Annotated in this window: 12 protein-coding genes; 9 read left to right on the top strand and 3 right to left on the bottom strand. The window is 72.5% G+C overall.

What is annotated here, in order from left to right; translation table 11 throughout:
- The first annotated feature begins 4 nt into the window (after window positions 1–4).
- From infB to OG858_RS33220, 6 genes are all read left to right on the top strand, one after another.
- Window positions 5–3,157, top strand: coding sequence for a translation initiation factor IF-2 (infB, locus tag OG858_RS33195; protein WP_319066748.1), 3,153 nt, complete (start codon window positions 5–7; stop codon window positions 3,155–3,157).
- A 198-nt stretch (window positions 3,158–3,355) separates the two neighbouring features.
- Window positions 3,356–3,649, top strand: coding sequence for a DUF503 domain-containing protein (locus OG858_RS33200; protein WP_013000329.1), 294 nt, complete (start codon window positions 3,356–3,358; stop codon window positions 3,647–3,649).
- Between the two features lie 60 nt (window positions 3,650–3,709).
- Window positions 3,710–4,156, top strand: coding sequence for a 30S ribosome-binding factor RbfA (rbfA, locus tag OG858_RS33205; protein WP_037696213.1), 447 nt, complete (start codon window positions 3,710–3,712; stop codon window positions 4,154–4,156).
- Window positions 4,153–5,067 carry a tRNA pseudouridine(55) synthase TruB gene (truB, locus tag OG858_RS33210; RefSeq protein ID WP_086749042.1) on the top strand — a complete coding sequence of 305 codons (915 nt, stop codon included), beginning with the start codon at window positions 4,153–4,155 and terminating at the stop codon, window positions 5,065–5,067. Before rbfA ends, truB begins: the two co-directional genes overlap by 4 nt.
- A gap of 369 nt (window positions 5,068–5,436) precedes the next feature.
- Window positions 5,437–9,411, top strand: a complete 3,975-nt coding sequence (locus tag OG858_RS33215; RefSeq protein ID WP_328544185.1) for a trypsin-like peptidase domain-containing protein — start codon at window positions 5,437–5,439, stop codon at window positions 9,409–9,411.
- Window positions 9,412–9,545: 134 nt separating this feature from the next.
- Window positions 9,546–10,499 (top strand): bifunctional riboflavin kinase/FAD synthetase, encoded by a 954-nt coding sequence (locus OG858_RS33220; protein ID WP_086751929.1) that lies wholly within the window; start codon window positions 9,546–9,548, stop codon window positions 10,497–10,499.
- 86 nt (window positions 10,500–10,585) lie between these two features.
- On the opposite strand, the gene OG858_RS33225 is transcribed toward OG858_RS33220, so the two are convergent.
- From OG858_RS33225 to eccE, 3 genes are all read right to left on the bottom strand, one after another.
- Window positions 10,586–14,521, bottom strand: a complete 3,936-nt coding sequence (locus tag OG858_RS33225; RefSeq protein ID WP_328544184.1) for an SCO5717 family growth-regulating ATPase — start codon at window positions 14,519–14,521, stop codon at window positions 10,586–10,588.
- Window positions 14,522–14,817: 296 nt separating this feature from the next.
- Window positions 14,818–15,597, bottom strand: coding sequence for a hypothetical protein (locus tag OG858_RS33230; RefSeq protein WP_086748481.1), 780 nt, complete (start codon window positions 15,595–15,597; stop codon window positions 14,818–14,820).
- Entirely contained in the window at window positions 15,597–16,982 is a 1,386-nt protein-coding gene (gene eccE, locus OG858_RS33235) for a type VII secretion protein EccE (RefSeq protein ID WP_086748480.1), read from the bottom strand. Before eccE ends, OG858_RS33230 begins: the two co-directional genes overlap by 1 nt.
- Before the next feature lie 205 nt (window positions 16,983–17,187).
- Between eccE and eccB the strand changes: the two genes are divergently transcribed.
- Genes eccB through OG858_RS33250 form a run of 3 tightly spaced genes read left to right on the top strand, consistent with a single transcriptional unit; the run spans window position 17,188 to window position 20,343 of the window.
- Window positions 17,188–18,711 carry a type VII secretion protein EccB gene (gene eccB, locus OG858_RS33240; protein WP_086748479.1) on the top strand — a complete coding sequence of 508 codons (1,524 nt, stop codon included), beginning with the start codon at window positions 17,188–17,190 and terminating at the stop codon, window positions 18,709–18,711.
- A gap of 25 nt (window positions 18,712–18,736) precedes the next feature.
- Window positions 18,737–20,053, top strand: coding sequence for a type VII secretion-associated serine protease mycosin (gene mycP / locus OG858_RS33245; protein ID WP_086748478.1), 1,317 nt, complete (start codon window positions 18,737–18,739; stop codon window positions 20,051–20,053).
- Window positions 20,050–20,343, top strand: coding sequence for a hypothetical protein (locus OG858_RS33250; RefSeq protein ID WP_327724979.1), 294 nt, complete (start codon window positions 20,050–20,052; stop codon window positions 20,341–20,343). The genes mycP and OG858_RS33250 overlap by 4 nt, the downstream gene beginning before the upstream one ends.
- Window positions 20,344–20,573 lie beyond the last annotated feature (230 nt).

Below are 20,573 nucleotides of genomic sequence, written 5' to 3' on the forward strand. Positions count from 1 at the left end.
CGAAGTGGCTAAGGTCCGGGTATACGAACTCGCCAAGGAGTTCGGGGTTGAGAGCAAGGTCGTCATGGCCAAGCTCCAGGAACTCGGTGAATTCGTCCGTTCGGCGTCCTCGACGATCGAGGCGCCCGTTGTACGCAAACTGACCGATGCCCTCCAGCAGGGCAACGGCGGCGGCAAGCCCGCCCCCCGCAAGTCCGCCCCGGCACGTCCGGCGGCACCCTCTCCCGCGCAGGCCGCACGTCCGGCCGCCCCGCGCCCGGGTCCGGCAGCACCGAAGCCGCCCGCCGCGGAGAAGCCCGCTGCCGCGTCTCCGGCTCCGGGCCCGCGCCCGCTGCCGGGTCCCAAGCCGCCGGCGCCGAAGCCCGCTCCGGCCTCCCCGGCCCCGAGCGTGCCCGAGTTCCAGGCGCCCCCGTCGGCTCCGGCCGCCGCGTCCGCGCCGTCCGCCCCGCGTCCGGGCGTCCGTCCCGGCCCGGGTGCGCCGCGTCCCGGTGGTCAGCGTCCGGGTGGTCCGGGTCAGGACCGTCAGGATCGTGGTCAGGACCGCGGAGACCGTCAGGACCGTGGCCAGGCGCCGCGTCCCGGTGGTCAGCGCCCCGGCGGTGCCGGTGCGCCCAAGCCGGGCGGTGCCCGTCCCGCGGGTCCGCGTCCCGGTAACAACCCCTTCACCTCCGGTGGCTCCACCGGCATGGGCCGCCCGCAGGGCCCCCGCCCCGGTGGCGCTCCGCGTCCCGGCGGCCAGGGTGGTCCCGGTGGCGCCCAGGGCGGTGCGCGTCCCGCGGCTCCCGGCCAGGCGCCGCGTCCGCAGGGTGCCGGCGGCGGTCCCCGTCCGCAGGCTCCGGGCGGCTCCCGTCCGACCCCGGGCGGCATGCCCCGTCCGCAGGGTGGCGGTCCGCGTCCCGGCGGCGGCCCCGGCGGCGCCCGTCCGAACCCCGGCATGATGCCGCAGCGTCCGGCTGCCGGCCCGCGTCCCGGCGGCGGTGGCCCCGGTGGCCGTGGTCCCGGTGGCGGCGGTCGTCCCGGTGGTCCCGGTGGCGGCGGCGGTCGTCCCGGTGGCGGCGGCTTCGCCGGTCGTCCCGCCGGTCCCGGTGGCGGCGGTGGCGGTTTCGCCGGTCGTCCGGGTGGTCCCGGTGGCGGCGGTGGCGGTTTCGCCGGCCGTCCGGGTGGTCCCGGTGGCGGCGGCGGTCGTCCCGGCTTCGGCGGTCGTCCCGGTGGTCCGGGTGCCCGTGGTGGCACGCAGGGCGCCTTCGGTCGTCCCGGTGGTCCCGCGCGTCGTGGTCGCAAGTCGAAGCGGCAGAGGCGCCAGGAGTACGAGGCCATGCAGGCCCCGTCGGTCGGCGGCGTGATGCTGCCTCGCGGCAACGGACAGTCCGTCCGCCTGTCGCGCGGTGCGTCGCTCACCGACTTCGCCGAGAAGATCGGCGCCAACCCGGCGTCGCTCGTCGGCGTGATGATGAACCTCGGCGAGATGGTCACTGCCACGCAGTCCGTCTCCGACGAGACGCTGAAGCTCCTCGCGGACGAGATGAACTTCATCCTCGAGATCGTCAGCCCGGAGGAGGAGGACCGCGAGCTCCTCGAGTCCTTCGACATCGAGTTCGGCGAGGACGAGGGCGGCGAGGAGTTCCTCGTCGCGCGTCCGCCGGTCGTGACCGTCATGGGTCACGTCGACCACGGTAAGACCCGCCTCCTCGACACCATCCGCAAGACGAACGTCGTCGCGGGCGAGGCCGGCGGCATCACGCAGCACATCGGTGCGTACCAGGTCGCGACCCAGGTCAACGACGAAGAGCGCAGGATCACCTTCATCGACACCCCGGGCCACGAGGCGTTCACCGCCATGCGTGCCCGTGGTGCGAAGTCGACCGACATCGCGATCCTCGTGGTGGCGGCCAACGACGGTGTGATGCCCCAGACGATCGAGGCGTTGAACCACGCCAAGGCGGCCGACGTGCCGATCGTGGTCGCGGTCAACAAGATCGACGTCGAGGGCGCCGACCCGACCAAGGTGCGCGGTCAGCTCACCGAGTTCGGTCTGGTGGCCGAGGAGTACGGCGGCGACACGATGTTCGTCGACATCTCCGCCAAGCAGGGGCTGAACATCGACTCCCTGCTGGAGGCCGTGGTCCTCACCGCGGACGCCTCGCTCGACCTGCGGGCCAACCCCCAGCAGGACGCGCAGGGCATCGCGATCGAGTCCCACCTCGACCGCGGCCGCGGTGCCGTCTCGACCGTCCTGGTCCAGCGCGGCACGCTGCGCATCGGTGACACGATGGTGGTCGGCGACGCGTACGGCCGGGTCCGGGCGATGCTCGACGACAACGGCAACAACGTCGAGGAAGCGGGTCCGTCGACCCCCGTCCTCGTCCTCGGTCTCACCAACGTCCCGGGTGCCGGTGACAACTTCCTCGTCGTCGACGAGGACCGTACGGCCCGTCAGATCGCCGAGAAGCGCGCGGCGCGTGAGCGCAACGCCAACTTCGCCCGCCGGGGTGTCCGGTTCTCCCTGGAGAACCTGGACGAGGCCCTCAAGGCCGGTCTGGTGCAGGAACTCAACCTCATCATCAAGGGCGACGCGTCCGGTTCGGTGGAGGCCCTCGAGTCCTCGCTGCTCCAGCTCGACGTCGGCGACGAGGTCGACATCCGCGTCCTGCACCGCGGCGTGGGTGCGGTCACCGAGTCGGACATCGACCTGGCGACCGGCTCCGACGCGATCGTCATCGGCTTCAACGTCCGCGCTGCGGGCCGCGCGGCGCAGATGGCGGAGCGCGAGGGCGTCGACGTCCGGTACTACTCGGTGATCTACCAGGCCATCGAGGAGATCGAGGCGGCCCTCAAGGGCATGCTCAAGCCGGAGTACGAGGAGGTCGAGCTCGGCACGGCGGAGATCCGCGAGGTCTTCAAGTCGTCCAAGCTGGGCAACATCGCCGGTGTCCTGGTCCGCTCGGGCGAGGTCAAGCGCAACACCAAGGCGCGCCTCGTCCGCGACGGCAAGGTCATCGCGGAGAACCTCACCATCTCCGGTCTGCGTCGCTTCAAGGACGACGTCACCGAGCTCCGCGAAGGCTTCGAGGGCGGTATCAACCTCGGAAACTTCAACGACATCAAGATCGACGACGTCATCGCGACGTACGAGATGCGCGAGAAGCCGCGGTCGTAACCAGCGGTGGTTCATGCCGGCCGGGGGTGACCTGTTCACCCCCGGCCGGTGTGGCCGTTCCTGGGGGCTGTGCCCCCGGGCCTCCGGCGAAACAATCCCGTCGAGGGTGTCCGCCTTTCGTTGTACGGTTCTGATGTTCCTGCCCCGGGCTGTGGGCAGGCCATCTATCCCGTACCGGCGGGTGAACCGGATACACACATGTACGTGGGGACTCTGTCCTTCGACCTCCTGCTCGGCGACGTACGGTCGCTGAAGGAGAAGCGCTCCGTCGTCCGTCCGATCGTGGCCGAACTGCACCGCAAGTTCGCGGTGAGTGTGGCGGAGGTCGACCATATGGATCTGCACCGCCGGGCCGTGATCGGGCTGGCGGTGGTGTCCGGTGACACGGGGCATCTGACCGATGTACTGGACCGGTGCGAGCGGCTGGTCGCCGGGCGTCCCGAGGTCGAACTGCTCTCGGTCAGACGGCGGTTGCACGGTGACGACGACTGACCGGTCGCAGAGACAATCCAAGAAACAGCAGTAACGCGGAACGAGCTAGGAGACGGACCAGTGGCCGACAACGCGCGTGCCAAGAGGCTGGCGGACCTCATCCGAGAGGTGGTGGCCCAGAAGCTGCTGCGTGGGATCAAGGACCCGCGGCTCGGCTCACACGTCACCATCACGGACACCCGGGTGACCGGGGACCTGCGGGAGGCGACCGTCTTCTACACGGTCTACGGGGACGACGAGGAGCGGGCGGCCGCCGCCGCGGGACTGGAGAGCGCCAAGGGCATCCTCCGTTCCGAGGTCGGGCGGGCCGCTCAGGTGAAGTTCACACCGACCCTCACCTTCGTGGCCGATGCCCTCCCGGACACCGCCAAGACCATCGACGACCTCCTCGACAAGGCGCGGGCCTCGGACGCCCAGGTGCGCGAGAGCGCCTCGGGGGCGAAGTACGCCGGTGACGCCGACCCGTACCGCAAGCCGGACGACGACGAGGACGACGCCGCCGAATGACCCAGCAGCGCCAGAAGACCACCACGCCCGACGGCCTTGTCATCGTCGACAAGCCGTCGGGCTTCACTTCGCACGATGTCGTCGCCAAGATGCGGGGCATCGCCCGGACCCGGCGGGTCGGGCACGCGGGGACGCTCGACCCGATGGCCACCGGTGTGCTCGTCCTGGGGGTGGAGAAGGCGACCAAGCTCCTCGGTCACCTCGCGCTCACCGAGAAGGAGTATCTGGGGACCGTCCGGCTCGGGCAGACGACGGTCACCGACGACGCCGAGGGCGAGATCACGGCGTCGGTCGACGCGTCGAAGGTCACCCGCGACGCCGTCGACGCCGGTGTGGCCGAGCTGACCGGCGAGATCATGCAGGTGCCGTCCAAGGTCAGCGCCATCAAGATCAACGGAGTGCGGTCGTACAAGCGGGCCCGGGACGGCGAGGACTTCGAGATCCCGGCCCGGCCCGTCACCATCTCCTCCTTCGCGGTCCACGACGTGCGGGACGCCGTCGCCGAGGACGGCACCCCGGTGCTCGACCTGGTGGTGTCGGTGGTGTGCTCCTCCGGGACGTACATCCGGGCCCTCGCCCGCGACCTGGGCGCCGGTCTGGGCGTCGGCGGCCACCTCACCGCACTGCGCCGGACGCGCGTGGGGCCGTACAAGCTGGACTCCGCGCGGACCCTCGACCAGCACCAGCAGGAACTGATCGTGATGCCGATCGCCGAGGCCGCCACGGCCGCGTTCCCCCGCTGGGACGTGGACGACAGACGGGCGCGGCTGCTGCTGAACGGGGTGCGACTGGAGATGCCCGAGGAGTACGCGGGCCGCGGTGCCGTCGCCGTCTACGACCCCACCGGCAGCTTCCTGGCCCTGGTCGAGAACCAGAAGGGCAAGGCGAAGAGCCTGGCCATCTTCGGCTGAGGGCTGTGGCGCCGAAGACCGGCCGAGGGCTGTGCCGCGTCGAAGACCAGCCGAGAGCTGTGCCGCCGAAGACCGGCGGCACAGCTCTCGGCTCTTCGGCTGCGTGGGGAACCGCGCGGCCGGCCGCGCACAACCCGCACCCGCCGAACTCCCCAGCGGAGCGGCGGGTCCTTCTGTTCCCGCCGCTCCACGGTCCCCCTCGGTTCCCCCACCCAGAGGTGTATCCATCTGCTCGGTCCTATTCACCCCTTCGTGCAGGCGCTCGGAGTGAACGGAGGGAGCGGAAGGGGGCGCGTTCGCCGCGCGATCTTTTCCGCTGATCTTCACGTGCCTACCGTCGGAACACAGGTACGACGGGGAGGTCAGGACATGGCGGTACGGGGCCGTCGGGCGACCGACGACGGCCGCCGGGCGGCGCGGGACGAAGTCCTGGTGCGGGTCGGCGATCTGGCGGGACGACCGCGCGGCACGGGCTTCGTGGCCGATCACCACGGCACGGTCGTCACCAGCCACGAGGCGGTGGACGGACTGGCCCGGATCGTGGTGCACGCCACCGGCGACCGTGTCTGTGTGGTGAGCTCCGACGCGGTGACCCCGCTGCCGGCGCTCGATCTCGCGCTCATCCGCACCGAGGGGCTGTGCGTGGAGCCACTGCCGTTCGCCCTGCGGGACGAGGTCGGGACGGGCGCGTACGTCCGTATCGCGGCCGGCGGCTGGCGCGAGGCACGCGTGCTGGGCACGGCGGACGTCACGTACACCGCGACCGACGGGTTCCATCTGCTGCGAGGCGCCCTGGAGTTGGCGATCGGCACGGCCGGCAGCGAGGCGCTGCGGCTGGGCGGGGGCGCGGCCGGGGGACCGGTCCTCGACGTGACCACCGGGACCGTGGTGGGCGTGCTCGGCACGGCGCTGGAGGCACCGCACCGGGCCACCGGCTTCGCCGTACCCCTGCGAGGGTGGCGGGCCGAGCAGCCGCTGGCCGAGCTGCTCGCCCGCAACGCGGCGACCGTGGGTGCGTACGGAACGGATCTGAACCTGGCCGGGGTCCTGGAGCTCACGGCCACCACCGTGGGGTCGGACGGGCCGGGGGCGGGTGCCGGGGCCGTCGCGGCGGCCGGTGCCGACCCCGTCGAACGGGTCGAGGTCGTAAGGGAGTTCACCGCCTTCGCCGACGGCCCGGCCACGGTCCTCGGCCTCGTCGGCCCACCCGGCAGCGGCCGTACGACAGAACTGGCCGCCCTCGCCGCCCGGCGCGGCCGTGGGCCCGAGCCCGCACCCACACTGTGGCTCCGCGGCGCCGACCTCCTGTCCGACGACGACTCCGTGGCGGACGCCGCACGGCGCGCGCTGGAGCGGGCGGGGCGGATCGTGGCGGCGTCGGCCGCGGTGGGTGCGATGGGTGTGGCGGGACACGGGGGCACGTCGGGGGAGTGGGGCGCGTCGGCAGCGTCCGGGGCGTCGGCTGGATGGACTGCCTCGGACTTCTCCTCCGCGTCGGCTGCGTCGGCCGCGTCGGCCCCTTCGGCCCCTTCGGCCGCATCCAGCGCGGCGGGTGCGTGGGGGGCCGTGGGGGCTTCGGCGTCTTCAGGGGCTTCGGCGGCTTCGGGGACGCCGGGGGCTTCGGAAGACCGGCCGGTGGACGCGGGGTGGGTGTCGGCCGGCCGGTACGGCGGTGAGCTGGGGGACATCCGGCCGGAGCGGCTCGCCCGGCTCGCCGTGGCGGAGGGGCGGCCCATGCTGCTGCTTCTCGACGGACCCGAGGAGATGCCGCCGACGCTCGCGCACCGGCTGGCCGAGTGGACCGCCGGGACGGCCGAGTGGCTGCGGGAGAACGGGGCTCGGCTCGTGGTGGCCTGCCGTGCCGAGTACTGGGAGCGGGCCGGGGCACAGTTCCCGGCGGAACTGCTGCACGGGGCGGTGCCGGGCGGCGACGGCCAGTCACTGCCCGCCTGCGTACGGCTCGGTGACCTGACGGAGGGCGAGGCCCGGCGGGCCCGGCTCAGGTACGGGATCCCCGAGGACGCGCTCGCCGGGCCCGACGCCCGGCATCCGCTCACCCTGCGGCTCCTGTCCGAGGTACGGGCGGCGCTGCCGGACACCCCGGGCGGGCGGTCCGGCGAGGATGGCGCCTTCGCCGGACCGCCCGACGCGGGGGCGTTCCCCACCGGCCCGACACCACCCGCGTCCGGCACGGGAGCAGCCTCCGCCGTCTCGGGACGGCCCGGTCGGGACGAGGTGCTGGCCGCCTACCTGGATCTGATGTGCCTGCGGGTCGCCGTGCGGCTCGCCGTGGTGAACGGGGTGCGGGGCACGGCCGTACGGCGGCTCGCGGCGCAGGTCTCGGGGCAGGTCCACGAGGCGGCCCGGCGGTGTCTGGGGCCCGGGCAGGGAGAGCTGGACCGGGCGGCGTTCGAGGCGGTGTTCCCCTGGGGGCCGGTGCCCGGGCGGCGGCTCGGCGGCACCACCGGCTGGGCCTCGGCCGTGCTCACCGAAGGGCTGCTCGTCCCGGCGGGCGACGGCTACCGCTTCGCCCACGAGGAGCTGGCCGACTGGATCCAGGGCGCGCACCTGGACCTCGACGCGGCTCTGCACGCGCTGGTGCACCGGGGCTGGGTCACGCAGGCCGAGGCGAGGCGGGGCTGGGGCACGATGCCGTCGGAGGCCCGCATCCGCCGCCACGCCCGCCGGGCCACCCGCGACCTGCCCGTGCCCCGCCACCGCGTCGGTCCCGTGGTCCACGCCCTGCTCCTCCTAGGGCGGCAGCAGGGACCCACCGAACTCGCCGGGCGCCTGGAGGAGTTGCTCGACGCCCTGGACGCGCTGCTGCCGCCGGGCGCCCCGGTCCCCGACGACCCCACCTGGTGGGCCACCCGCCTCCTGGCCGAGGTCCTGCTCCGGGTGCCCGACGCGACGCCGTACACCCGGGTGCTGCGGTTCCTCGCCGAGCGGATCGGTGCCTGGCGGGCCCAGGGCCGGGGCGTGCCGGGGGAGTTCGGGCCGGACTTCTGGGCGTCGCTGCCGCTGCCCGGGACGGAACGCTTCGACCTGCTGCGACGCCTGGTCGTCGCCGACCCGGCCACCGGTGAGGGCTCCCGTTATCTGGACGTGGTCTCCCGTCTTCTCGCGGCCGACCCGGCCGCCGTACAGCCGCTGCTCACCCGTTGGTTCCTCGACGACACCCCGCTGGTCGCGACCCCCGACGCCACCGTGGCGACGGCCGCGCAGGCGCTGCTGCACACGCATCGGCGGTGCGCTCTCGACGACCTGACCGAGGCGCTGGTCGACAGCGCGCACCGGCGCGCCGACGAGCTGCTCGCCGTACTGTCCGAGGAGGAGCCCTCGGCGGTGTGCCGGGCCGTCGACCGGTGGGCGCACGACGAGCGCCCGGCGCGGCGGGTCGCGGGGCTCGCGTACGCACTGCGGACCGCTCCGCACGTGAACACGGAGGCAGACCGTGAGCTTCTCCGCTACGCGGCGCTCGCCCTGCTGGGCCGCCCCGCCGACGTCACCCTGCACAGCGGCGCCCTCGCCCTGCTCGTACGGGATCCGCGGACCAGGCCGCGGTATCTGCCGCAGGCACTGGAGCGCTTCGCGGCCGGAGATCCGCAGTTGCCCGCGAGCGCCCTGGTCACCGCGCTCGCCACGCATCCGGACCCGGTCCTGGACGCCTTCCGTGCCCGGCTGCGGACTCCGTGCGCCGAGGGCTCCGACGGGGATGCCCTGCGCACCCTCGCCGAGGTCACCACGCCCGGCCTCGCGCGCCGCGTCACCGCCCTCGTCCGGGAGGTCGTCGAACTGCGCCCCGAGGTGGCCGGGCACGTCGCCACGTACGTCGACCGCACGCTGCAGCACGGTCCGGGCACCCGCGTCGTACTGTTCCCCCTGGTCAGCGGACTCATCGTCGACGGTCCCGTGCAGGTCCGCGCAGCCCTCGCGGCGGTCCTCGCCGAGCCGGGCACACCTGCCTCCGGCCCGCTGCGGCGCGAACTGCTCGATCTGCTGATGGCGACCGAGCGGGACCCGTCCGTCCTCGACGCGCTGCTGCGGGCGGCCGCCGCGCGCGGGGTGACAGCGGATGCGGCGGACACCGGGGGCGTGGGAGACAGCGCGGCGACCCGGTTGCTGGTCCATCGGGTCGGGATGCTGCTCGTCCGTACACCCGAAGGGGCCACCCGTTTCGACTGGGCGCTCGTCGATCTGGCCCGCCATGTGCCCGGTTTCGCGGGGCTGGTGGCCGGCTGGCTCAGCGGCACGCCCCAGGAGTGGGCGGCCGTGGTCGGGCCGAGCACACGCCGGATGATCGAGAACCTGGCGGGGGTGCCGGGGGTGCGGGTGCCCGCGTGAAACGGGTCGGGTTCCCGTGCTCAGGGTCACAGGCCGGATGCCGATGCGGGCCGAAGGCACCGGGCATGGCACCCTTAGACCTGCGCAAGGGTCAGGCGTCAATACGGACACGGGTTCGATGAGGAGCGGTCACAGTGCAGCGCTGGCGTGGCTTGGAGGACATCCCCGAGGACTGGGGGCGCAGCGTCGTCACCATCGGTTCCTACGACGGGGTGCACCGCGGGCACCAGCTGATCCTTCGGCACGCCGTGGAACGCGCGCGTGAGCTGGGCGTTCCCGCCGTCGCCGTCGCCTTCGACCCGCACCCCAGCGAGGTCGTACGCCCCGGCACGCATCCCCCGCTGCTCGCCCCGCACCATCGCCGCGCCGAACTGATGGCCGAGCAGGGCGTCGACGCGGTGCTGATCCTGCCCTTCACGACCGAGTTCTCGCGGCTGTCCCCGGCCGATTTCGTCGTCAAGGTCCTGGTCGACAAGCTGCACGCCAAGGCCGTCGTCGAGGGCCCCAACTTCCGCTTCGGCCACAAGGCCGCAGGGGACGTGGCGTTCCTGGCCGAGCAGGGCAAGACCTACGACTTCGACGTCGAGGTCGTCGACCTGGTCGTCACCGGTGAGGCGGGCGGCGGACAGCCGTTCTCCTCGACCCTGACCCGGCGGCTGGTCGCCGAGGGCGATGTCGAGGGCGCGCGCGAGATCCTCGGCCGCCCCCACCGCGTCGAGGGCATCGTCGTACGCGGCGCTCAGCGCGGCCGCGAACTGGGCTTCCCCACGGCCAACGTCGAGACCCTCCCGCACACCGCGATCCCCGCCGACGGCGTCTACGCCGGCTGGCTGCACGTCGACGGCGAGGCCATGCCCGCCGCGATCTCCGTCGGCACGAACCCGCAGTTCGACGGCACCGAGCGCACGGTCGAGGCGTACGCCATCGACCGCGTCGGCCTCGACCTCTACGGCCTCCACGTCGCCGTCGACTTCCTCGCCTTCGTACGCGGCCAGGCGAAGTTCGACTCGCTGGACGCGCTGCTCGTGGCGATGGGCGAGGACGTGAAGAGGTGCCGTGAACTGATCGGGGCCTATCAGGGGGATTAGCCCCGAAGGCTGGTTGTGGCAGAGGGCCCGTACCGTTCGTGGATCGTGAACGGTACGGGCCCTCTGCTGTGTCCGACTCCTGCTGTCTACTGCTGGGGTGGAGCGGGCGGGTAGGGCTGGCCCTGCTGCGGGTGCTGCGGGTGCTGCGGGTGCTGCGGGTGCTGCGGGTGCTGCGGGTGTTGGGGCGGGTACGGCTGGCCCGGCGCGGGTTGGCCCGGTGCCGGCTGGTCGGGGTGGCCGTAGGGCTGCGGGGCCTGCCCGGGAACCGGCTGACCCGGATAGGGCCGGCCGGGGTACGGCTGGCCCTGCTGCGGCGGGTACGGCTGCTGACCGGGGATCTGCTGGCCCGGCATCTGCTGTCCCGGCATCGGCGGGGCGACCACCGGCGGCGGGTTGCCGTCCGATGTCCACAGGCCGTGCGACTGCTGGTGCCTGGCGATGTCCTCGGCGACCATCGCGGCGAGCGTGAAGTACGCCTCCCGCACCTTCGGTCGCATCATGTCGAGATCCAACTCGGCGCCGGCGGACAGGTGTTCGTCGAAGGGTACGACGACTACACCTCGGCAGCGCGTCTCGAAGTGGGAGACGATGTCGTCCACCTTGATCATCTTGCCCGTGTCACGGACCCCGGAGATGACCGTGAGGGAACGTGCCACCAGGTCCTGGTACCCGTGTGCGGAGAGCCAGTCCAGTGTCGTACTGGCGCTGCTCGCACCGTCCACGGACGGCGTCGAGATGATGATGAGCTGGTCGGCGAGGTCGAGCACACCGCGCATGGCGCTGTAGAGCAGGCCGGTGCCCGAGTCGGTGAGGATGATCGGGTACTGCTTGCCGAGGATGTCGATCGCGCGCCGGTAGTCCTCGTCGTTGAACGTCGTGGAGACGGCGGGGTCGACATCGTTGGCGATGATCTCCAGCCCGGAGGCCGCCTGCGAGGTGAACCGGCGGATGTCCATGTACGAGTTGAGGTACGGGATCGCCTGGACGAGGTCGCGGATGGTCGCACCGGTCTCGCGCCGCACGCGCCGGCCGAGCGTGCCCGCGTCCGGGTTGGCGTCGATCGCGAGGATCTTGTCCTGCCGCTCGGTGGCGAGCGTCGAACCGAGGGCCGTGGTGGTCGTCGTCTTGCCCACGCCGCCCTTGAGGCTGATGACCGCGATGCGGTAGCAGGACAGCACCGGCGTCCTGATCAGCTCCAGCTTCCGCTGCCGCTCGGCCTCCTCCTTCTTCCCGCCCAGCTTGAACCGGCCGCCCCCGGCCGCCGGACGGCTGCTTTTCGTCTTCTGCTTCTTGCTGTTCAGCAGCCGGTCGGACGACAACTCCACCGCGGCCGTGTAACCGAGCGGCGCCACACCGGGGTTGGTGGGCTGCCGCTGGTCGTGCTGCACGGGCTGCGGCCAGGCCGCGCCTGTGCGGGGGTCGATGGGGGCGGTGGGGGCGGAAGGGTGGGGGTGCCCACCGGGCTGACCGGGCTGACCGGGCTGGTCTGGGTGAGCAGCGTGTCCGGGCTGGCCGGGGAAGGGGGGTTGGGGTTGGCCGGGGTGGCCCGGGTGCTCCGGGTGGCCGGGTTGGGCGGAGGGCTGGGGGAAGCCGTAGCCGCTCTGGGGGGTGGGGGAATGGGGCGGGCCCTGGGGGTGGGGGATCTGGTTCGGGGTTCCCGGGGCGACTGAGGGCGGGAAGCCGTAGCCGGCTTGGGGGGTGGGGGCGCCCGGGGTGTTGGGGTGGGGTGTGGGGGCGCCCGGGTGGCCGGGCTGTTCCCCCTGCTGGGCGGGGGGTTGCGGGAAGCCGTAGCCGCCTTGCTGGGGGATGGGTGTCTGCGGGGGTACGGGTGCGCCGGGGTGCGGGAAGCCGTAACCGGGTGCGGGCTGGGCCGGGAGTGCGGCGGGAGCGGGGGTGGCAGGTTGGCTCGGCTGTCCCCCCGGCTGTCCCGGGTGTCCGGGCTGGGCGGGGGGTTGCGGGAAGCCGTAACCGGGTGCGGGCTGGGCCGGGAGTGCGGCGGGAGCGGGGGTGGCAGGTTGGCTCGGCTGTCCCCCCGGCTGTCCCGGGTGTCCGGGCTGGGCGGGGGGTTGCGGGAAGCCGTAACCGGGTGCGGGCTGGGCCGGGAGTGCGGCGGGAGTGGGGGTGGCAGGTTGGCTCGGCTGTCCCCCCGGCTGTCCCGGGTGTCCGGGCTGGGCGGGGGGTTGCGGGAAGCCGTAGCCGCCTTGCTGGGGGATGGGTGCCTGCGGGGGTACGGGTGCGCCGGGGTGCGGGAAGCCGTAACCAGCGGGGGAGGGGGCGTTGGGTGCCATCGGCTGCTGGCCGGGCGGGGGCGTCGGGCCCGGGGTGGTCGGCGTACCGGAGGCGTCGGGCACGCCGGGGGGCACGGGGGCACCGGGGGTGCCGGGTGACACGGGTGCACCGGGCACGCCGGAGGCACCGGGTGCGGCGTCGATCGGGTTGCCCCAGGCCGCGGGCGCGCCCTGAGGGGCCTGCGGGTGGAACGGCTGCTGCGGCGGCACGGACGGCTCGCCCTGTGCGGCCGCCGGCTGCTGGCCGGGCATCTCGGGGTACGCCGGCGCCGCGGGCGCGGACGGGGGCCACTGCGCTCCCGAGGCGGGCGCTGCGGGTGCGGCCGGTTGGTACGCGGGCGGCAACGGGGGAAGTACACCCTGCGGTGCCGGCGGCGTCCAGACCGGAGGCGTCTGCGGTCCATCCCCGGGGGTTCCCGGAGCGGGCGACGCGGCCTGAGGCTCGGCAGCCTGAGGCTCGGTGGGCTGTGGCGCGCTCCCCTGGGGCTCGGTGGTGCCGGGGGCACCGTCGGCGGGCTGGGCGGAGACAGGGGCGGCGTCGTGAGAGCCGGAGCCCTGCGAAGCGAGGTCCTGAGGAGCGGGGGCCTGTGGGACGACGGCCTGTGGGGCGGAGCCTTGAGGAGCGGGGGCCTGAGGGGCGGAGCCCTGAGGCGGGGGGTCCTGCGGGACGGAACTCTGCGCAACGGCACCCTGAGGAGCGGCATCCGTCGACGCGGCCCCGTCGGAGGCGTCATCCGGGGCCACGGCACCACTGGCCGGCTCGCCCTCGGCGACACCGGGCTCGCCGGACGCGTCCGTGGCAGCCGAACCCTCGGCGGCCGCACCGCCGTCGCCGCCCTGACCGCTACCGCCCTGACCGCTACCGCCCTGGGCGTCCTGACCCTCGCCGGACGAGACAGCCTCGGCGGGCTGCGCAACGGCGCCGTCACCGGCAACGGCCTGTGTACCGGCACCGGCGCTGCCCGGTCCCTGAGGCTGTGCCACCGCGGCCGTACCGGATTCCGTCACGTCTCCGGCGTCAGGGACGACCGCACCGTCACTGCCGCCGCCACCGGCCACGGCCGCGGCGTCGGTGCCCGCGGCGCTCCCCGACTCCGGGGCCGCCTCCTGCGGCGCGTTCAGCTCGAAGTCCCCGGAACGCACCGCACCACCGGAGGCAGCGCCCGCACCCACCCCCGCGTCGGCCACCGCACCCGAAGGCGAGCCCGCACCACCAGCCGTACCAGCAGTCGCAGTCGCAGCCGCAGCCGTTTCCCCGACCGCACCCGCACCCGACCCAGGGCCCGCACTCGCCCCCGCGCCGGAGGCACCCGTGGCCGCACCCGCGTCCCCGATCTCACGCTTCAACGCGGCAGCCGAAATCCGCATGGTCGCGCCGCTCTCGATGTCCCCCTCGTTCCCACCGCCGACACCGGCGTCGGGCGCGGCGGCCAACGGGGGCCAGGGCGGCGGAAACGAGCCGGGCACACCCGACATGTCAAGAGGAGGCCCCACCGGAGGCGCGGACGGCGGCGTCGCGGAACCGACGGCCGGAGGAACGACCCCCGTGCCCGTGTCAGCAGCCCCACCCGGTTCCGGGCCGGGCCCTCCCGACGGGGCGTTCTGCGTGTACCAGGCAGGCGGCGCGTAGTCGATGGTGAACTCGCCCGTCATCTCGATGGCGGACTCCGCGTCGGGCTGGTCATCGTCGGGTGTGGCCCAGCCCCCGCGCATCCCGTCCCGATCGCTGCTCACAGTTCCTCCTGGTGTGGTCGAGCACCCTCATGCCGTGCTGGGGCGACCGTTCCTGTCGTCTGATTCGCCGGGCTGGTCCCCCCTCGGGCCCCGGGCCAAGTCGCACAGCCCGTACCACCCGCGTGCGGGCAACTCGCGACGTGCTGCACCCCAGCCTAATCATCAAAACCGCGGGCCCGGCAGGCCCGTCTCTCCCGACCGGCCTCGGCCAAGCGCTCAAGTTGCCCAAAAATGGAGTAACTTGGACATAGTATCCGGACTCGATCTTCACGCGTCCGACTTGTCCCGCAGTCGGTTCAGTCCATACGACGTGCCACGCCCAGGAGACCGGTCTCCGCGTCCGTGGCCTGCGTCATCACGTACTGGCGGTCCCGCTCCGCGCACCACAGCGTGATGCCGTCCTGCAGCCCGGGCAGCGACCGTGTCTCGGGGCGCGGGAGCCCTATCACGCGCCCGATCTCCGTCGCCTCGTCCGGCGACACCCGCTGGACGCCCACAAGACGAGCCTGGCGCATCAATCGCGGCGCGACCGGACTCAGATACGGAAGCAGCGTGAGTACGGACTGCCAGGGCGCCGACGTCACGCGTCCGCGCGGCGGCCGCATGCCGCAGTCACGCACCACCAGCACCGGGGTGCCCGCCGACGCGCCCTGTGGTGGCACGCGCCCCACGTCGTACACGGCCAGGCCGTTCTGCCCGCCGCCCATGGCGTGCACCAACGGCATCCAGGCCTGTCCGCGTGCCGTCTCCACGGCCACGCGAGCCCCCGTCGCCGCCGCGCGCAGCGCGAGGACCTGTGCCGTCCACAGACCGCCGATGAGGACGACGTCGAACGGGGTCGGGCGGTTGATCCCGAGAACGGCGGGCCGGCCCTGTTGGTTGACACCCACCACCACACCGTCGTCTCCGACGGGCAGAGAGAGCGCCCCCACCTGCTCCACGGGCAGTGTGTGCCGGGGGTGCCGGGGACCCAACAGCCCGAACCCGGTGCGCAGTCGCTGCCCGAGGCCCGTGACCTCCGGAGTGCCTTCCGGCGCGGACGCGGATGACGGCGAGGCCGATGCCCTCCTGGCCATCAGCGGGTACCTCCGAGCGGCAGGGTGGCGAGAACGCCGGGGAGTTGTTCACGGTCCAGACGCACGAGCCCGGTCCGCGCCTGACGCGCGGCATTCTCCAGATCGCGCCGCGCGTCGGTCAGTTCCTGATTGCTGCGACCGGTGATGCGCAGGTGACCCGCAATGGTGACGTCTTGCCGACCGCCTTTGGCCAGCGTCAGACTGAAGGTCGTGGCCAGCGCGGGAACCGCGGTCAGATGTGCCACCAACTGTGCCAGCGAGGTGCCGGAGCCGCCCAGCTGAGGCCAGCGGCGCACCCAGTACGTGGTGTGCCGGCGATTGTCACAGCGCCAGCTGCGGCTGGACTCCTCGGTTCGCCGCTGTGGCGCCTCGTCCCGGCCCGTCTGTGCGGCCTGCGCGGTCACCAGCGGGTTGGCGCACGCGGAGGTGGCGATGGCGGCTGTCAGCTCCTCCTCCGTCAGCAGATTGGCCCGGAAGCCGGCGCCGGTCAGTCGACTGGACAAGTGCTCCGCCGACCGCACCAGACACTTCTGCGCCCCACGGAGCCCGCCGCCGCGCGCGGCCACCGCCTCGGGGCACGACTCGGGGTCGAGTTTCAACGCTATCCACATGATGCGCACCGCCGGAGCGCCGGTCTGGGCCTGGAGCGGTGCGTAATTGCTCACGACGACCGACTGCTGGGGCAGATGCAGCGCGGGCGCCGGCTGCGTGTGCACCAGGATCTGCGCCGACTCCAGCCGGATTCCGTCGACTTCGAGGACATCCTGCACGAGCGCGACGGGCAGCGGTCGGCGGCTGCGCTCGGCGCGCAGCGCACCGGCATCCGACTCCAGTTGGAGCACCGCGGTGAGGAATCCTCCGTCGCCCACCATGCCGACCGGCCGCTGATCGCGACGGTCGCCGCGGTGGAAGCTGTACGTCCGCAGGCTGGGATCACACTCCACCGCAGGTGCGAGGCCGGAATCGATCCCCGAAGGCGCCGGTGTGCTCGCGGCCCTGCGCATGCGAGCCCGCAGTGCCAGCAGCGAGCCCAGCCACTCGGGCAGGGAGTGTCCGCGGCGTCGTACGAGAGCGAGTACGACCAGCACGGCGGCGACCGCGACGGCCGGAATGAGCGCGGCCGTACCGACGAGCCATCCGACGGCCACGAGGGCGGCCGCCATCTCCAGCATCACCAGCCGCTGTACCGCGAACGAGCCCCCGTGCCCCGAGTGGGACCTCAGATGGGGCGAGACGGACCCGCGGGACGACGCGGCGGCGTCCGGCGCCGCTTCCGACCGTGCTGTCGGAGAAGGGGAAGACGAACCGCGCGAACGCGACCGAAGCGTGCCACCTGATCGCGGCCCCGATTGCGATCGCGACCGGGCCCGTGTTGCGGAAGCCATTGCTTCAAAACCCCCGAACTCTCCCGAAATCCCATGCGCTCAGGACCCTGCACGGCCTGAGCGCCCTGCCCGTGCCATCAGCACAGTCACGCAACAGGCATAGTAGGGGGCGGCTCTGACAGCCCAGGCACCAGAGGCAATTGAGGACAGGGGCGGATCTTCACAGTTCCCCCCATGGCTCCGCACGGGGAGAGAGCGGACACAGATGGCATCACGGCGGGACGAACTCAACGCCTACACCTTCGCGAAGCGCCGTACGCTCGCATCCTTCCTTCAGCCGTCTCCGTCGGGCTCGGAGGAGGGCGCCCCCAAGCCGCTGCGGGCGCTGTGGCCCGGTGCCGTCGTCGGTGTGGTGATTCTCGCGGTCTTCGGGGGCATCGGTGTGTTCAGTCCGAAGGCACCCAAGGACTGGGCCAAGGCGGAGGAGCACGTCATCGTGGCGAGCGATTCCACCACTCGGTACGTGGTGCTGAAGACGGATGGTCGCGAGCAGTTGCATCCGGTTCTCAACATGGCGTCGGCCAAACTGCTCCTGGATCCCGACAAGACCGACATCATCACCGTCGACGAGGAGATCCTGGACAGCGGCAAGCCGCCGCACGGTGCCACGATCGGGATCCCCTACGCCCCCGATCGCCTGCCCTCCCCCGACGAGGCGGAGGTCCCCAAGCGCTGGGCCGTGTGCGAGCGTCCCGGTGAGGGCGGCCGCGCCATCCAGAAGGCCGCGTTCGTCCTGGCCGAGAAGGAGTTCGACAAGACGGGAGGCTCCGAGAAGCTCTCCGGCGGCGACTTGATGTACGTCGTCGGCCCGGACGGCAGGACGCAGTACGTGGTCGACGCGCGGGGCACGGCGTACCAACTGGCCGACCCGACCGATGCCGAACTGCTCAAGGCCCTCGACACCCAGGGCAGAGACCCGCAGCGCGTGTCCCAGAAGTGGCTCGACACCCTCCACAAGGGCGACCCGATCTCCATCCCGGAGATCGACGGTACGCCCGGCGCGAAGGCGAACGCGTCCACCGGCCTCGAGCAGTACGACAAGGTCGGTGAGGTCATCAAGGCATACGACGGTCGGCGGATGCAGTACTACGTGGTGCTGCAGGGCGAGGTGGCCCGGATCTCCGAGTTCGTCGCCACGCTGCTGCTCAACAGCGGGGACCTCGTCGACGTCGGACAGGCCGGAGAGGCGCAACAGGTCCACCCCAGCGTGGTCGCCGACAGTACGACCTTCGAGGCGGACAAGACCTGGCCGGCGTTCGAGCCGAAGACGGTGAACGACGGCTCCAGCGCCACATCGGGCCGCAACACCGTCTGCAACGTCCTGCTCTCGGTCGGCTCGAAGGGGAAGACGAAGCTGTCCACCTGGGTGGGCACGGACTTCCCCGCTCAACTGCCGACCGGTTCCTCCAGCGCGTACGTCACCCCGGGCTCCGGCCAGCTCTACCGCCAGTTCAAGGGCGCGGAGACGAGGGCAGGCGGCGTCTTCCTGGTCACGGACACGGGCCTGCGTTACGCCCTGCAGTCCAACAGCGACAGCACCACCGGCGACGAGGGCATCGGCACCTCGGCCAAGCAGCGCGAGGAAGAGCTGAACGAGGCGAAGATCGCCCAGACCCGGCTCGGCTACGAAAGGGTGACACCCTCTCCCGTCCCGGCGCAGTGGTCGACGTTCCTGCCGACGGGGCCGCGTCTGTCGGAGGCGGCGGCGCGGCAGCCGCAGGGTTCGTAGACGCGCGGTGGAGGGGAGCGAAGCGATGCCGAAGGCGAACGCGAGGGCGCTGAGCGCGCGGATCAGGCGAAACACGAAGACGTGGGGGTTCCTCCGGAGCGGCCGGGGTACGAGGCCGGCGGCCCGGGCCGCCGCGACCGCGCTGATCGCCACCACCTCGGTGCTCGCCCTGCCCGCGACCACCGCCTGGGCCGACGGCGGCCAGTGCACGTTCTCGTCGAAGAACTACGCGGGCCGTCCCTGGGCGCTGCAACGCGTCAACCTCGACGAGCTGTGGGCGCTGTCCACGGGGAAGAACGTCCAGGTGGCCGTGATCGACACAGGGGTGGATGTCAAGAACCCCCAGCTCACCAAGGCCGTGGACGCCGCCAAGGGAGCGAACTACCTCCCCACGAAGAACTCCGAGGGCGAGAAGATCGACCGCGGCAACAGCCAGGGCACCACCGACACGGTGGGTCACGGCACACGCGTGGCCGGCATCATCGCGGCCCGACCGCTGAAGGGGACCGGCTTCGTGGGCCTGGCCCCGGACGCCAAGATCATTCCGATCAAGCAGAACAACGCCGAGGGCGACGGAACGGCCCTCACCCTGGCGTCGGCGATCCGTCACGCCGTCGACGTGGGCGCCGACGTCATCAACATCTCGCAGGACACGGCCAACGCCGTGAGGCCCGATGCGAGGCTGGAGGATGCCGTCGACCACGCCCTCGACAACAAGGTCGTGGTCGTCGCCTCGGCCGGCAACGACGGCCTGGGCGGCAACGTCAAGGTCACCTATCCGGCGTCGTACGAGGGTGTCCTGGCGGTGGCGGCCTCCGACCGCAACAACGAACGCGCCCCCTTCTCACAATCAGGGGAATTCGTGGGAGTCGCGGCCCCCGGCGTCGACATGATCTCCACAGTCCCCGGCGGCGGCCACTGCTCCGACAACGGCACGAGCTTCTCCGCGCCGTACGTGGCCGGTGTGGCGGCTCTCCTGAAGTCCAAGTACCCGGACTGGACCGCCCAGCAGGTCGTCGCCCAGATCGAGCAGACGGCGGAACGCTCGATTCCCGGCCATGACCCCCTGGTCGGTTGGGGAGTGGTCGACCCCGTCAACGCCCTGACGAACGTGGACCCGGAGCGCCCTGTCGAGAGCCCGAGGCCCGAGGGCGGAGTGGCCAGGGGCGAGGCACCCTCGGTCACCCCCCTGCACTTCGGTGAGTCCGCGGAGGAACGGAACACGCGCCTGGCGACGTATGTGACCGTGGGCGGCCTGGTGCTGGTGGCGGGCCTGAGCGGCACGGCGGTTGCGGTGCGGGATTCGCGGCGCAGGCAGCAGAGATCAAGGAGTGACGCATGAACGGGCTGGCCGTGATGAACGTGCTGAGCCTGGTCCTGGCCGCTGTATTCCTGGTGATGGCCTGTGCCAAGGCGGACTGGGTACGCGCCTGGCGCTCCCGTATCAACCCGTCGGCCGAGGAACTGCCCGACGCTGCCTTCATCGCCGCCCGTGTCATCCTGGTCCTCATGGCCGGCATGGGTATCTACCTCGCCATACAGGGCTTCAGCGTCTCCGACGACGCGGCGTGGGACGGCAGCGAGCCGACCGGAGCGGTGCAGGGGCCACCAACGACCTGGACGGCTGCATGAAACCCGACCGACCAGGTTGGCGACCCCCTTTCCCTCGATGACTACTCGACCCTCGTCGAGGACACGGTGTCGCAGAACGGCGGCGATGCCCCGGCTCGGGCGTGGACTCTTGTCTGCCCCGACGAGTGAGGGACTCCGCCCCTCACTGCCCGTTGCCACGCGGCCGACCATGAGCGCCGGATGGATCGCAGGACGCACCGCGTTGCGTCGAAGTCGGCGAGCCGTGCCGG

Source organism: Streptomyces europaeiscabiei (assembly GCF_036346855.1).
In the GTDB taxonomy this organism is placed as follows: Bacteria; Actinomycetota; Actinomycetes; order Streptomycetales; family Streptomycetaceae; genus Streptomyces; species Streptomyces europaeiscabiei.

Coding starts and splice junctions, on each gene's coding strand:
- OG858_RS33200 (WP_013000329.1), top strand. CDS start 3,356: ATGTACGTGGGGACTCTGTCCTTCGACCTCCTGCTCGGCGACGTACGG.
- truB (WP_086749042.1), top strand. CDS start 4,153: ATGACCCAGCAGCGCCAGAAGACCACCACGCCCGACGGCCTTGTCATC.
- OG858_RS33215 (WP_328544185.1), top strand. CDS start 5,437: ATGGCGGTACGGGGCCGTCGGGCGACCGACGACGGCCGCCGGGCGGCG.
- OG858_RS33230 (WP_086748481.1), bottom strand. CDS start 15,597: ATGGCCAGGAGGGCATCGGCCTCGCCGTCATCCGCGTCCGCGCCGGAA.
- eccE (WP_086748480.1), bottom strand. CDS start 16,982: ATGGCTTCCGCAACACGGGCCCGGTCGCGATCGCAATCGGGGCCGCGA.
- eccB (WP_086748479.1), top strand. CDS start 17,188: ATGGCATCACGGCGGGACGAACTCAACGCCTACACCTTCGCGAAGCGC.
- mycP (WP_086748478.1), top strand. CDS start 18,737: ATGCCGAAGGCGAACGCGAGGGCGCTGAGCGCGCGGATCAGGCGAAAC.
- OG858_RS33250 (WP_327724979.1), top strand. CDS start 20,050: ATGAACGGGCTGGCCGTGATGAACGTGCTGAGCCTGGTCCTGGCCGCT.